Annotated in this window: 9 protein-coding genes; 3 read left to right on the top strand and 6 right to left on the bottom strand. The window is 74.5% G+C overall.

All coding sequences use genetic code 11. The features are described from left to right. Positions 1-687: 687 nt before the first annotated feature. Positions 688-2,013: an FAD-dependent oxidoreductase gene (locus ACIQGZ_RS12965; protein ID WP_402601405.1), complete on the top strand. Its 1,326-nt coding sequence runs from the start codon at positions 688-690 to the stop codon at positions 2,011-2,013. 314 nt (positions 2,014-2,327) lie between these two features. Here ACIQGZ_RS12965 and ACIQGZ_RS12960 read toward each other — a convergent pair whose 3' ends face one another. The 6 genes from ACIQGZ_RS12960 to ACIQGZ_RS12935 all read right to left on the bottom strand — a co-directional run bounded on the left by ACIQGZ_RS12960 (position 2,328) and on the right by ACIQGZ_RS12935 (position 12,016). Beyond that, entirely contained in the window at positions 2,328-4,712 is a 2,385-nt protein-coding gene (locus ACIQGZ_RS12960; RefSeq protein WP_402601403.1) for an arylsulfatase, read from the bottom strand. 24 nt (positions 4,713-4,736) lie between these two features. After that, a complete protein-coding gene (locus ACIQGZ_RS12955; protein WP_402601402.1) occupies positions 4,737-6,650 on the bottom strand; it encodes a dipeptide ABC transporter ATP-binding protein in 1,914 nt (637 codons plus the stop codon). Beyond that, on the bottom strand, positions 6,647-7,585 hold the full coding sequence (locus tag ACIQGZ_RS12950) for an ABC transporter permease (protein WP_402601401.1): 939 nt from the start codon (positions 7,583-7,585) through the stop codon (positions 6,647-6,649). The genes ACIQGZ_RS12955 and ACIQGZ_RS12950 overlap by 4 nt, the downstream gene beginning before the upstream one ends. Before the next feature lie 3 nt (positions 7,586-7,588). Beyond that, complete coding sequence (locus ACIQGZ_RS12945; RefSeq protein WP_402601399.1) at positions 7,589-8,533, bottom strand: ABC transporter permease; 945 nt, start codon at positions 8,531-8,533, stop codon at positions 7,589-7,591. A 2-nt stretch (positions 8,534-8,535) separates the two neighbouring features. Further along, on the bottom strand, positions 8,536-10,134 hold the full coding sequence (locus ACIQGZ_RS12940) for an ABC transporter substrate-binding protein (RefSeq protein ID WP_402601398.1): 1,599 nt from the start codon (positions 10,132-10,134) through the stop codon (positions 8,536-8,538). 622 nt (positions 10,135-10,756) lie between these two features. After that, positions 10,757-12,016, bottom strand: coding sequence for an ROK family protein (locus ACIQGZ_RS12935; RefSeq protein ID WP_402601396.1), 1,260 nt, complete (start codon positions 12,014-12,016; stop codon positions 10,757-10,759). A 353-nt stretch (positions 12,017-12,369) separates the two neighbouring features. On the opposite strand from ACIQGZ_RS12935, the gene ACIQGZ_RS12930 reads away from it, so the two are divergent. Beyond that, on the top strand, positions 12,370-12,465 hold the full coding sequence (locus ACIQGZ_RS12930; protein WP_402601395.1) for a putative leader peptide: 96 nt from the start codon (positions 12,370-12,372) through the stop codon (positions 12,463-12,465). Positions 12,466-12,735: 270 nt separating this feature from the next. Further along, a complete protein-coding gene (locus ACIQGZ_RS12925) occupies positions 12,736-13,737 on the top strand; it encodes a TauD/TfdA dioxygenase family protein (protein ID WP_402601393.1) in 1,002 nt (333 codons plus the stop codon). Positions 13,738-13,775 lie beyond the last annotated feature (38 nt).

The following is a 13,775-nucleotide window of genomic DNA, read 5'->3' as shown; positions in this document are numbered from 1 at the left end:
GTGATGCGCTTCAAAATCTGAGACCTCAATCGGTTGGCTTGGACGACCCGGATCTCCCTGGACCCGGCGCCCGGGGCACCCCGGTTTCGGCTGGTGCCTGGTGGCAGCGTCAGGAGCAATGCGAACCCGCCGACGCCATCGGACTCGTCCCAGTCTTAGCGGCCCACCCAAACCCCGACAAACACCCCACCTACTACCCCAACCCGTACCCAAGCCCCCAAACCACCCCACCCCGAAAACCACCCGACCACCCCGGAACAGCCCCCGCAACCCCTCCGGCCCCCCACCCCGAAACCCCCGCCCACCTGCGCAAACCAGTGACCAGGCCACCGAAACACCCACCCGCCCGCTTTCTCGGACCAGCCCCCGGCACACCGGCGCCCACACCCCCTACTACGCCCGGCCGTACCCCCCGAAGCCCCTGTGAGCCTCTTCACGCCCAGCGCCGCCATCCGCGCTGCGGACCGAGGCCGCCGAGCTCGCGGAGCACCCCGTCGAGCCGGTCCGGCGCGGGGAGCAGCCGGGCCTGATCGAGCCGGGCTGGGTGGGCGGACGCGGGGCGCTGGTGGCTGGAATCCGCGTACGGCGGGCGGCGCGCGCCGTCCGGATACGCGTCCGGCGGACCGGCGGGGGTCGGCTGTGGGAGGCTCGGCGGCGACGTTGCGGGTGCGTTTCTCTGGGGGCGATGTGGCAGTCGACGGTGTCGTGGTGGCCGGGGGCAGTCTGGCGGGGCTCTTCGCCGCGCTGGTGTTCGCGGAGTCGGGCGCCGCGGTGACCGTGGTGGAACGCGACCGGCTGCCGGACGGGCCGGAGTTCCGCGGCGGCGTACCGCAGCGCCGCCACGCCCATCTGCTGTTCGAGGGCGGCCTGACCGCCTTCGAGGAGCTGCTGCCCGGCATCATCGACGAGCTGCGGGCGGCCGGGGCGGTCGAGGTCGGACTGCCCGGCGACCTGGAGTGGCTGACCCCGCTGGGCACCGTCCCCCGCCGCCCGTCCCGGCGGACCATGCTGAGCTGCACCCGTCCGCTGCTGGACTGGACCGTACGCCGCCGGGTGCTGGCCCATGACCGGATCTCGCTGATCCAGGGCGCGGAGGCGGTGGGCCTTGAGGTGGCCGGCCGCTCGGTGCGGGGGCTGCGGCTGCGGGAGGAGCGGCAGGAGCGCACCCTGGCCGCCTCGGTGGTGGTGGACGCCACCGGGCGCGGCTCGCGGGCCCCGCGCTGGCTGACCGAGGCGGGGTGCCGGGCCCCGGCCGAGGAACGCGTCGACGCGGGCGTGGCGTACGCCACCGGGCTGTTCCGGCGGCCGGACGTCGCCGGTCAGGACGTACCGGGCATCTACGTGCAGACCTCCACCCAGGGCAGCCCCCGCTTCGGCATCGCCCTGCGGGTGCAGCAGGACCGCTGGATCGTCGCGCTCGGCGGCATGCGCGGCGAGGAGCCGCCCACCGACCCGGCGGAGTTCGTGGACTTCGCGGCGGGGCTGCGGTCGCCCCGGCTGCACGAGGTGCTGACCACGGCCGTGCCCGACTCGCCGCTGCACGGCTTCCGCCCCGGCGCGAGCCGCCGCCGCCACTTCCACCGGCTGCGCGACCGCCCGGCGGGCTTCCTGGTGGTGGGCGACGCCGGGTGCACCTTCAATCCCGTGTACGGGCAGGGCATGACCGTCGCCGCCCGGGGTGCGCTGGCGCTCCGGCGGGTGCTGGCCCTGCGGGGGCCGTCTGCGGCGCTGGGCACGGGGATACAGCGGGCCGTCGCGCGGGAGGCGGATGTCGCCTGGTCCATGGGCGAGTCGGAGGACCTGCGGTTTCCGGCGACGGACGGGCGGCGGCGGAGTCCGCTGCTGCGGTTGCAGCACGGGTATCTGGACCGGGTGCTGCGGGCCGCCACCGCCGACCGGGCCACGGCGGACGCCTTCATCGACGTGCTGTCGCTCTGCGCACCGCCGACCCGACTCTTCACACCACCGGTCCTCCGAGCCGTCCTCCGCTCCGGCCGCCCGGCGCCCGAGTGAAGGGGCGCGGGGAACTGCGCGACAAGCCCCGCCCAGAGGTGACAGAACCCCCCATAGCCCAGCCACGCACCACCCCAGGGGCGCGAGGAACTGCGCGACAAGCCCGGCACGGAGGCGCGGAAGCGGAACGTGGATCGGCCAGGCACCACCGGGGGCGCGGGGTTGCTGTTTGTTTGCGGCCTCGGGAGGTGGGGGGTTGTTCGCGCAGTTCCTCGCGCCCCTGGGTGGTGCCGGGATGCTGTCCGTAGCACGGCCCAGGGAAGTGCGGGGCTGTTCGCGCAGTTTCCCGCGCCCCTGGGCTGGGGGGTGCCGGGTTATTCGAAGCTGGCGGCGGCTTCCTTGAGGGCTTGGGCGACGGCGGTCGGGTCGTCGGGGGCCGGGGGGCCGGGGGTGTAGGTGACGGCGGTGAGGCGGCCGGTGTAGGGGAAGGTGCCGTGGCGTTCGTACAGCGGCCAGGAGACCGGTGACCTGCGGTCGATGCCGACGCTGATGCCCTGGAAAGGTGCCATGCCGATGAGCTGGTGGACGCTGTCCAGCCGTCCCGCCGGCCGCCCGTCGACGGCGATGGTGAAGGCCCAGCGCAGGCCGGGTACGGCGGTGGCGGTCAGGGTGGCCGTACGGGTGCCGGGGTCGAGCGGTCCGGCGTCGGCCTCCCGCAGCACGCCGTACTCGTTGTACGCGAACCGCAGCCGCCCGCCCTCGACGTAGAGGCTGTACCCGCCGCCCTGGTCGCCGTGCGAGACCAGCACCCCGGCGTCCCCGGCCGTGTGGGCGGCGAACTCCACCAGCACCTCGAAGGACCGGAACGAGACGAGCTGCGAGGAGCGGTAGCGCTCCAGCTCGGGCGTGCCCGGCAGCAGCCGCAGCGGGCGGCGCAGCCGCTGCTCCTCCGGCCCGCGCCGGAACGTCCCGCCGCTGCCGTCCGCCAGTGGGAAGACCGCGTTGCGCCAGGCGGCGGCCTCCCAGGCGGCGGCGAGCTCCTTGACCAGGTCGGGGTGGTCGGCGGCGCGGTCGTGGATCTCGGTGGGGTCGGTGGTGATGTCGTACAGCGCCCACTCACCGTCGTCGTACGGGGTGCCCGGCCGGTGGTGGGTGACCAGCTTCCAGCCGTCGCGGTAGTAGCTGCGGTTCCCGGCCATCTCGCAGTACTGCTCGGGGTGGGTGCTGGCGGCGGCCGGGTCGGCCAGTACGGCGGCGAAGCCGATGCCGTCCAGGTCCTGGACGGCCAGGCCGCGCCGGTGCCGGGGGCGCTCGACGCCGGCCAGGTCGAGCAGGGTCGGCAGGACGTCGGTGACGTACTGGTACTGGGGGCGTACGGCGCCGGGCCCGTCCGAGGGGCGCAGCCCGGCGGGCCAGGAGACGACGAAGGGGACCCGGACGCCGCCCGCGTAGGTCTGGCCCTTGTAGAGGCGGAAGGGGGTGTTGGAGCCCATCCCCCAGCCGCGCGGGTAGTGCACCAGGCTCTGCGGGCCGCCGATGAGGTCGATGTCGCGGTCGACGTCGGGTTGCCAGTCGCCGGGCAGGCCGGGGTGGTGGGTGAAGCGGCTGAAGTAGCTGCGGGTGCCCTCGGCGCCGCCCTCGCCGGTGCCGCCGTTGTCGGAGGTGAAGACGACGATGGTGTCGTCGAGTTCACCGAGCGCCTCGACGGTGTCGAGCAGCCGGCCGAGGTTCTGGTCGACGTTGTCGACCATGGCGGCGTACACCTCCATGTAGCGGGCGTAGCGCCGCTGCTGGTCGGGGGTCAGCTCGTCCCAGGGGCCGACCTCCTGCCCGGCCTCGGAGTTGCGGGCGGGCAGTTCGGTGTCGGGCGGGAAGAGTCCGGTTTCCTTCTGCCGGGCGAAGCGGCGTTCGCGCAGCACGTCCCAGCCCTCGTCGTAGCGGCCCCGGTGGCGGGCCAGGTCCTCGGGTTTGGCCTGGAGCGGTCCGTGGACGGCGTTGTGGGCGAGGTAGAGGAAGAAGGGCTTGTCGGCGTCGTGGGCGCGGAGCGAGGTCACCATGGCGATGGCCTCGTCGGTGATGTCGTCGGTGTAGTAGTAGCCGTCGGGGAGGGCGTCGATGTCCAGCGGGCTGTTGTCGCGGACCAGCTGGTGCGGGTGGAAGAGGCTGGTCAGGCCCTCCAGTACGCCGTAGTAGCGGTCGAAGCCCTGCTGGAGCGGCCAGGTGCGGCGGTCGGCGGCGGCGTTGGAGGCGGAGTCGCGGACCAGGTGCCACTTGCCGACGGCGTAGGTGGCGTATCCGGCGTCGCGCAGCAGTTCGGCCAGGGTCGGGATGTCGTCCGCGATGTCCATGCCGTAGCCGGGGAAGCCGGGGTCGGAGTTGGCGACCATGGCGTAGCCGACGCGGTGCGGGTTGAGGCCGGTGAGCAGGGCGGCGCGGGCGGGCGAGCAGAGCGGCATGGTGTGGTAGTTGGTCAGCCGCAGGCCGCGTGCGGCGAGCCGGTCCAGGGCGGGGGTGGGGATCTCGGCGCCGAACGGGCCGATGTCGCTGTAGCCCATGTCGTCGACCAGGACCACGACGATGTTGGGGGCGCGGCGGCCCCCGCCCGGTCCGGCCGGGCGGTGGGCGGCGGGCCAGGCGGGGCGGGACTCCGCGAAGGTGCGGCCCACCCGGCCGGTGAATCCGGCGTAGGGGTCGCGGCGGTGCGGGTCGGCGGGTCCGTCGGGCTCGGTGGGCTCGGTGGGCTCGGTGGGCTCGGGCATGGCGGGCTCCTGGGGTGGTTCGGTTCAGGCCCGGGTGCCGGCGAGGGCCGGGCGGCGGGCGGCGTCCACGGTGGGGGCGGCGGCGAGCAGCGCCTTGGTGTACGGGTCCTGGGGCGCGGAGCAGATCCGGTCGGCGTCGCCGGTCTCCACGACGCGGCCGCGGTGCATCACGGCGATGCGGTGGCTGACCTGCCGTACCACCGCCAGGTCGTGGGCGATGAACAGCAGCGCCAGGCCGAGGTCGCGTTGCAGGTCCATCAGCAGGTTGACGACCTGGGCCTGTACCGAGACGTCCAGCGCGGAGACCGGTTCGTCGCAGATCAGCACGGAGGGCTCGGGCGCCAGGGCGCGGGCGATGCCGATCCGCTGCCGCTGGCCGCCGGAGAAGACGCGCGGGCGGCGGTCGGTGACGTCCGGGTCGAGGCCGACCTGCTCCAGCAGCGCGGCGACCCGGCGGGCCCGCTCGGCCCGGTCGCCCAGGCGGTGCGCGATCAGCGGTTCCGCGATGATCTCCCCGACGGTGAGCCGGGGGTTGAGCGAGGCGTACGGGTCCTGGAACACCAGCTGGACCTCGCGGCGCAGCTCCCGCAGCGACCGTTCCCCGCCGCCGAGCTCCCGGCCCCGGAACAGCACGCTGCCGGAGGTGGCCGGGTGCACCTGGACCAGGGTGCGGGCCAGGGTGGACTTGCCGGAGCCGGATTCGCCGACGATGCCGAGGGTCTCGCCCGCGTGCAGGGTCAGGCTCACGCCGTCCAGCGCGGTGACGGGGGTGCGGCGGCCGAGCCGGCCGCTGCCGGGGAAGGTCTTGCGCAGGTCGCGTACCTCCAGCAGCACGTCCGGCGGTGCGGCGGCCGCGCTCGCCCCGCCGGGCGCGGCAACGCCCTGCCGCACGGGCACGGGCACGGGTACGGGAACGGCCACTGCGGCCACCGGCCGGCTGCCGGTCGCCCAGCAGGCGGTGCGGTGGCCGTCGGCCCCGGCCGCCACCGGCGGGGCGTCGGTGCGGCAGCGGTCCTCGACCAGCGGGCAGCGGGCGGCGAAGGCGCAGCCGGCCAGCGGCAGGGCCAGATCGGGCGGGCTGCCGGGGATGCTGCGCAGCCGGGTGCCGGAGGGCGTGTCCAGCCGGGGTACGGCGGCGAGCAGCCCGGCGGTGTACGGGTGGCGCGGGGCGTCGAGCACGTCGGCGGTGGGCCCGTCCTCGACGATCCGGCCGCCGTACATCACCAGCACCCGGCGGCAGGAGCGGGCCACCACGCCCATGTTGTGGGTGATCAGCACCAGCGCGGTGCCGGTCTCGCGGTTGAGCGTGTCCAGCAGGCGCAGGATCTGGTCCTGGACGGTGGCGTCCAGCGCGGTGGTGGGTTCGTCCGCGAGCAGCACGGCGGGTTCGTTGGCCAGCGCGAGGGCGATCATGACGCGCTGCCGCATGCCGCCGGAGAACTGGTGCGGGTGGTCGGTCAGCCGCCGCGCCGGGTCGGGGATGCCGACCAGGTCGAGCAGTTCCACCGCGCGGGCCCGGCGGGAGCGGCGGTCGCCCCGGCCGTGGGCGCGCATGGCCTCGTCCAGGTGCTGCTGGATGGAGAGCACCGGGTTGAGGGCGGTCAGCGGGTCCTGGAAGACCATGCCGATCCGGTTGCCGCGCGCGGCGCGCAGCGTCTCGGGGTCGGCGGCGGCGAGGTCGGTGCCCGCCAGCCGTACCGACCCGGCGGTGATCCGGCCGGGCGGCGGGAGCATGCCCATCAGCGCCAGCGCGGTGGTGGACTTGCCGGAGCCGGACTCACCGACGATGCCGAGGGTCTCGCCGGGGGCGAGCGAGAAGGTGACGTCCTGCACGGCGCGGACGGTGCGGCCCGCGCCGGTGAAGGCGACGCCGAGACCGCGTACGTCCAGGACCGGCGCCGGCGCTGCCGCCTCCGGGCGGGTGGTCGGCGGTGTCATCGGCGGTTCCCCCTGTTCAGCGACTCGGCGAGGAAGGTGAGGCCGAGGACGAGTCCGGTGATGGCGACCAGCGGTACGGCGGCGAACGCCGGGTCCTGCTCCAGGTACGGCATCGCCTGGCTGAGGATGCCGCCCAGCGAGGGCGCGGGCGGCCGCACCCCGACGCCGAGGAAGCTCATGCCGCCCTCGATGAAGACCGCGATGGAGAGCGAGACGGCGAGCTGGACCACCAGCGGGTCGGCGGAGTTGGGCAGGACGTGCCGTACCAGCACCCGCAGCCGGGAGGCGCCGCCGACCCGGGCGGCGAGGGCGTACTCCCGCTCGCGCTGGACCAGGATGCCGCTGCGCAGCATCCGGCCGAAGCCGGGGATCTCGGCGAGTGCGATCACGATGACCACCGGGGCGGTGCCGGCGCCCAGGATGGCGGTGACGGCCAGGGCCAGGATCAGGCCGGGGAAGGCCAGGATCAGGTCGAAGGCGCGCTGCACCACCACGTCGGCGGCTCGGGAGGTGGTGGCCGCCACGGCGAGGGCGCAGCCGGCGGCGGCGCCGACGGGTACGGCGGCGGCGGCGATGACCAGGTCGGTGCGGATGCCGTACAGCACCCGGCTGAGCAGGTCGCGGCCGAGGTCGTCGGTGCCCAGCAGGTGGGCGCCGCCCGGTGCGGCGAGCGCGTCGGGGCCTTGGGCGAGCGGGTCGGCCGAGGTGAGCAGCGGGGCGAGCAGTCCGGCCAGCACGATGGCGCCGACCAGGGCCAGGCCGGTCAGTCCGCGTGGGGTGAGCAGTCCGTCGAGGTAGGCGTGGCGGGCGCGCAGCGCGTGGAGCCGGCCGGGCTGATCGGCTGGGGGGTGGGTGGCTGGGGGCTGATCGGCTGATGGCTGACCGGCGAGGGGTTGGGTGGTCAGGGGCTGGGTGGGCAGGGGCTGGGTGGTCATGGGTCACTCCCACCTGATCCGGGGGTCGAGCCAGGCGTAGACGGCGTCGGTGAGCAGTTGGACGAGGACGAAGACGGCGACCAGGAGCAGCAGCAGGTCCTGCACCACGGGGTAGTCGCGGCGCAGCACGCCCTGCTGGGCGAGCTGCCCCAGGCCGGGCCAGGCGAAGATGGCCTCCACCAGCACGGCGCCGCCCAGGAGTTGGCCGACCTGCATGCCGAGCACGGTGACCACCGGCGGCAGCGCGTTGGGCAGGGCGTGCCGCCGGACGATGCGGCGGCGGGTGACGCCGAGGGCGGTCGCGGTGCGGATGTAGTCCTCGGTGAGGGTGCGTTCCAGGCCGTCGCGCAGATAGCGGCCGAGTACGGCGGCGCTGGGCAGTGCCAGGCAGAGCGCGGGCATCGCCAGGTACTGCACGGCGATGTCGGGGGCGTCCGACAGCGGCCGGTAGCCGCCGGAGGGCAGCACGCCCAGGCCGACCGCGAGCAGCAGCACCAGCAGCACCCCGCTGACGAAGGGCGGCACCGCCAGCGCCCCGGTGGTCACCACCCGCAGCGCCGCCTGCACCGCGCGGTTGCGGGAGGTGGCCCCGACCAGGCCGAAGGCGCCGCCGAGCAGGACGACCAGCAGCAGCGCCCCGGCGGTGAGTTCCAGGGTGGCGCCGAGGCCGTTGCCGATCAGGTCGGAGACCTGGCCGCCGATGGCGTACGAGGGGCCGAGGTGGCCGGTGAGCAGCGCGCCGAGCCAGGAGCCGTACTGGACCGGCAGCGGGCGGTCCAGCCCGAGGCGGTCCCGGATGGCGTGCACCGCGTCCGGGGGGGCGTCGGGCCCGGCGAGGCTGGTGGCGGGGTCGCCGGGGATCAGCCGGAGGATGAGGAAGATGACGAAGGAGGCGAGGAGCAGGACCAGGAGGGCGGACGGTATCCGCTTGAGGAGGTAGCGGCGCATGGTCAGGCCAGGTAGGCGTTGTCGAGGTTCAGATAGCTGAACTTGTTGAGCGTCGGGCCGTGCACCGAGGTCCCGGAGACCTCCAGGCTGGCCAGCACCGCCAGGTCGATCAGGAACGCCTCGTCCAGCAGGATGTCGGAGATCCGCTGGTAGGCGGCGCGGGCGGCGGCGCTGTCGGAGTCGGTGCGCTGCCAGGCGCGTTGGACGGCTTCGGTGTAGGCGGCGGAGCGGAACTTCGAGGTGTTCTTGGCCTCGTTGAAGGGGTACGCGCTGACGGCGAGGGTCGAGGGGTGGACCTGGGCGAAGCCGTGGCTGGTGGTCCACAGGGCGGGCATGGTCTGCGAGATCAGCCGCTTCTGGGCGGTGGCCGGGTCGGTGGGCTCCAGCGTGGTGCGTACCCCCACCTGCTGGAGGTCGTACTGGAGCATCTGGGCGATGGCGGCGCCGCCGGGGTTGGAGGCGTACAGCAGCGGCAGGTCCAGGCCGGTCACTCCGGCGGACTTCAGCAGGGCGCGGGCCTTGGCCGGGTCGTGGCCGTAGTGCTTGGCGTTGGCCTCGGTGTAGGCCGGGGAGGAGGCCGGCCAGGGGGCGGCGCTGGCGAGGCCGTAGCCGCCGAGGGCCTGCCGCACGATGCGTTCGCGGTCGACGGCCCAGGCGAGGGCCTGCCGGACGAGCTTGTTGCGGACCGGGTCGGCGGTGACGTTGACGCCCAGGTAGACCGCGCCGGCGCCGGTGGCGTACTCCTTGATCCGGAACTGCGGGTTGCCCTTGAGGTGGGCGACGTCCTGGCCGGAGAGGCCGTAGGTGAGCTGGGTCTGGCCGGTGCGCAGTGAGGAGAGCAGCGAGTCGGCCTGCGGGATGATGCGCAGTTCAACGGCGTCCAGGTAGGGGCGGTCGGGCAGCCAGTAGTGGTCGTTGCGGGCGAAGCTGAGCTGCGACCCGGGGTTCCACTGCTGGAAGGTGAAGGGGCCGGTGCCGATCAGGCGCTTGCCGCTGACGGCGTCCTCGACACTGTTCCGATCAGTGATGATCATGAACTCAAAGAGGTCGAACAGATTGCTCACCGGGTGTGCCAGTTTCAGCACGATCTCATGGTCACCGCGCTTCTCGAACCCGCTGATCGCCACGGCGGTGGACCGCAACTGGGCGGCCCGCAGCGGATTCTGGAGGTTCTTGACCGCGAAGATCACATCATCGGCGGTGAACGGCCGGCCGTCGTGGAAGGTGACGCCCTCGCGCAGCTTCAGGGTGATCGCCTTGCCGTCGGCCGCCGACTGCCAGCCGGTGGCGAGTTCGGGCTGCGGGCGCAGGCTGTCGTCGTACCGGGTGAGGGTGTTGAACAGCAGCCGCTGCGGCAGCGACATGCTGCTCTGCGCGAACAGCAGACTGGGCGTGAAGTCGACCGGGGTGGCCAGCGCGAGGGTGCCGCCGCGTCTGGGCGAGGGCGCGCCGGACGTACCCGGGCGGGCGGCGGCGGAGGCGTCCTCGTCCACGGCCGCGCGGCAGGCGGACAGCCCCAGCAGGGCGGATGCCGCGCCGGCGGCGCGCAGCACGGTGCGTCGGGGCAGTCCGGGGGGCTGCTGGAAGGCGGTCTGGTCCATGGGTTCCTAACCTCGGTGAAGGCATGGCGGAGCTGCGCCGCCTGCCGGGGGTGCGGGTGCGCGGGTGCGGCGCTCCGGCCGGTGGCGGGCGCGCGGGAGCGGTGCGGGAGGCGTACGGGAGGAGCGGGGCTTGATTGCTGTGGGAGAGCAAGGAACCGCGTCCCGGGCGGCCCATGGGCCACCGGGCCTCGTACGGCAGGGCTCAGCGGCGGGGCTCAGTGCTGGGACGGGAACGGCTCACGGGAGCCCGCCGCCGTCAGTGGCGCGGGATCAGCGGCTGCGGTGACGGCCGGACGGCGCGCGACCGCGCGGCCCGGGTCGACTGCCGGTCAGCGGCAGGACAGGGTCCGGACGGCACAGACCGCGCTGGCCTGTCGACGGAGGTCGACATGCAGGCGGCAGACGAGTACGACGTCCTGGTTCACGCCGTCAGAATGGCAGCCGTCGCGGGCGTGGTCAACGCCGGTCCAGAACTGACGCTCCATCATCAGAATCGCTCAAACACGGTCACCCATGGCCCACCGGGGACCGGCCGGGCACCTCCCCCAGGGCGCGCACGGCTGCTCACCCCGGGGGAGGTGGGGGTTTGCCAACTGCGGGAAAGCTCCGCCGCCGAGTGGCCTCACGGGGTGCGGCTCAGGGCTGTGACGTGCAGCGGACTGCGGTAGAGCGGGGCCAGGACGGCCGTGCCCGCCGCGACCGTGAGGGCGTCCGGGCCGGCGTGGGAGACCGCCACCCGCTCCGGGTCGTCGCAGATCCGCGAGCGGGCCAGCAACTCCTCCCGCAGCACGGCGAGGTAGTCCGCGTGCAGCAGCGTGGACGCCTCGGTGACCAGCACCAGGTCCGGGTTGACCACGTCCATCAGCAGCGCGGCCGCCTGAGCGACCAGCCGCACCCGGTGCCGCAGCAGCCGGTCCGCCCGGCGGTCCCCGGCAGCGGCCAGCTCCACCAGCCGGAAGACGTCCGGCCGGTCGAGGACGCCCTCCGCCACCGCCCGGCCGACCAGCGCCTCGTCCGACGCCGCCGCCTGGAGGCACCCGGTGCGACCGCAGGGACAGCGCGCGTCGGTGTCGTCCACCGGCAGATGCGCGACGTCGCCGGCGGCGGAGCGGGGCCCCTGGTGGACGACGCCCGCGATGCCCAGGGCGGCGTCCACCACGCTGCCCACGAACAGGTGCACCACGCTGCGCCGGGCCCTGGCCCGGCCGAACAGGATCTCCGACTGGGCGATGGCCCGAGCGTGGTTGTCGACCCGTACCGGCAGGCCGCAGGCGTGCTCCAGCCGCGCCCGCAGCGGTACGTCCCGCCAGCCCAGCGGGACGTGCCGCACCACCACGCCGCGCCCCGGGTCCACCCAGCCGCCGGTGATGGCGCCGACGCCGAGCACCGGCCGACCCGCCGACCGCCCGGCGATGAACTCCGGCAGCCGGTCGAGCAGCGCGGCCGGGACGTCCCCGCCGCCGACGCCCGAGGGGGGCACGGTCTCGCGGGCCACGGTCCGGCCGCGCAGGTCCACCAGCGACAGCGTCGCGTACGGCACACCGAGGTGCACCCCGGCGGCCAGCGGCCCCGAGGTGTCGATGTCCACCGGCACCTGCGGGCGGCCGACCGCCCCGCCGACGGCCGACTCCGGCCGTTCGCGCACCAGCCCCAGCCGGGCCAGGTCCAGGTACTGCCGGGAGACGGCCGCCGGGCTGAGGCCGGACAGCCGGGCGATCCCGGTCCGGGCGATCGGCCCGTGGTCGAGCACGGTGAGCAGCACGGCGGCGGCGTTGGTGTCGCGGCGTCCGTCACCGCCGCGCGGCCCGGACTGCCCGTCCTGCGGCGGCTCGGGCGGGTACGGGAGGTCGGCGGCGGGCGCGGACAGCGGCGGGCGGGTCATCGCACTCCTGACGGTCGGACGGGGACCGGGCAACCCCCGGCGGGACGGCGGGGTGGCGCGTCCGTCCGACGAGTCTGCCCCCGTACGGGCCGGTGGTGGGAGGCCGTTTGTTGCAGCCTCATGAAATGCCGACCGGCCGCCACCGCGTCCCGTACGACGGCCGACGGCGCACCGCCCGGCGAGGAACCGCCCCACAGGCAGGGGGCGAATCCGCAGGCCAGCGGCCGGGCAGCGGGGAGCGGACGGGCGGGCTGCGGGCCGGGCGGCGGCTGCGGCAAGGCGGCGCCGGGCCGTGTTCGGGGGTGCGGTGGGGCTGTTGACGGCGGCCCGGCGGCGCTGGCAACCTCCGGGACATGCCAGCGAAGAGTGCTCTCGTCTCGCGGCTCCACATCGACCTGGGCCGCATCGCGTCGGCGGCATGTCGTCCCAGCGCCGTGCCGCTCGCCTGACGCCGCCTCCCGCCCGTCCGACCGGTCCCGGTGACCCGGACGGCTGAGGCCCACCAGCGGTGGCCGACACCGCCGGCCCGGTGCTCCGCGCCGTACTCCCGGCAGCCCCTGCCATTCCGCGTCCTTCCCCGCCACCTCCCCCGCCGCGCTCTTTCGGCGGTCGGAATTTATTTCGCTTCGAGCCGAACTATCCCGCCCACAGCGGCGCGGCGGCCCCGAAGCGTGCCGTCTCCACAGCCCGTACGTATGTGACTCCCGGAGGAATCCGCCATGACCATCGCACCCGAGCAGACCGCCGGCAGCACCGGCACCGGCACCGGCACCGGCACCGAGAACAGCACCGAGACCCCGTCCGGCATCGAGGTCACCCGGATCAACGGCCGGATCGGCGCCGTCATCAGCGGCGTCCGCCTCGGCGGCGACCTCGACCCGGAGACCGTCGCCGCGATCCGCGCCGCGATCATCGCCCACAAGGTCGTCTTCTTCCGCGGCCAGCACCACCTGGACGAGGAGCAGCACGAGGCGTTCGGCCGACTGCTGGGCACCCCGATCGCCCACCCCACCGTGCCGTCGGCCGACGGCCGCTACTCGCTGGCGATCGACTCCGACCACGGCGCCCGCGCCAACCAGTGGCACACCGACGTCACCTTCGTGCCCGCCTACCCGGCGTTCTCCATCCTGCGCGCCGCCGTGCTGCCGCCCTACGGCGGCAACACCCTGTGGTCCAACACCGCTGCGGCGTACGCGGAGCTGTCCGAGCCGCTGCGGGCGCTGGCGGACAGCCTGCGGGCCGTCCACTCCAACGAGTACGACTACCTCGCGGTGCGGCCGACCGCGAGCAGTGAGGCGCTGGAGCAGTATCGCCAGGTCTTCACCTCGACCAAGTTCCTCACCGAGCACCCCGTGGTGCGGGTCCACCCGGAGAGCGGCGAGCGGGTGCTGCTGCTCGGCAACTTCGTCAAGCGGATCGCGGACGTGCCGGGCCAGGACTCCCGGCTGCTGGTCGAACTGTTCCAGCGGCACATCGAGCGTCCGGAGAACACGGTGCGCTGGCAGTGGCAGGTCGGTGACGTGGCGATCTGGGACAACCGGGCCACCCAGCACTACGGCGTGGACGACTCCGACGACCACGACCGCAAGCTGCGCCGGGTGACCATCGACGGCGACGTCCCGGTGGGCGTCGACGGGCGGCCCAGCGTGCTGCTGCACCCGACGGAGGTCCCGGAGCCGTCCTTCGGCCCGGCCTCCGGCGCCTCGACCGCGGCCGGCTGACCGGCGGCCGCATCTGCGGGCCGGGCGGCCGCCGCCGC

Source organism: Streptomyces sp. NPDC092296, assembly GCF_044755465.1.
GTDB lineage: Bacteria > Actinomycetota > Actinomycetes > Streptomycetales > Streptomycetaceae > Peterkaempfera.
Note: the sequence above shows the minus strand (reverse complement) of the source record. Positions and strands in the feature narration are given on the sequence as shown.

Coding starts and splice junctions, on each gene's coding strand:
- ACIQGZ_RS12960 (WP_402601403.1), bottom strand. CDS start 4,712: ATGCCCGAGCCCACCGAGCCCACCGAGCCCACCGAGCCCGACGGACCC.
- ACIQGZ_RS12955 (WP_402601402.1), bottom strand. CDS start 6,650: ATGACACCGCCGACCACCCGCCCGGAGGCGGCAGCGCCGGCGCCGGTC.
- ACIQGZ_RS12950 (WP_402601401.1), bottom strand. CDS start 7,585: ATGACCACCCAGCCCCTGCCCACCCAGCCCCTGACCACCCAACCCCTC.
- ACIQGZ_RS12945 (WP_402601399.1), bottom strand. CDS start 8,533: ATGCGCCGCTACCTCCTCAAGCGGATACCGTCCGCCCTCCTGGTCCTG.
- ACIQGZ_RS12940 (WP_402601398.1), bottom strand. CDS start 10,134: ATGGACCAGACCGCCTTCCAGCAGCCCCCCGGACTGCCCCGACGCACC.
- ACIQGZ_RS12935 (WP_402601396.1), bottom strand. CDS start 12,016: ATGACCCGCCCGCCGCTGTCCGCGCCCGCCGCCGACCTCCCGTACCCG.
- ACIQGZ_RS12930 (WP_402601395.1), top strand. CDS start 12,370: ATGCCAGCGAAGAGTGCTCTCGTCTCGCGGCTCCACATCGACCTGGGC.
- ACIQGZ_RS12925 (WP_402601393.1), top strand. CDS start 12,736: ATGACCATCGCACCCGAGCAGACCGCCGGCAGCACCGGCACCGGCACC.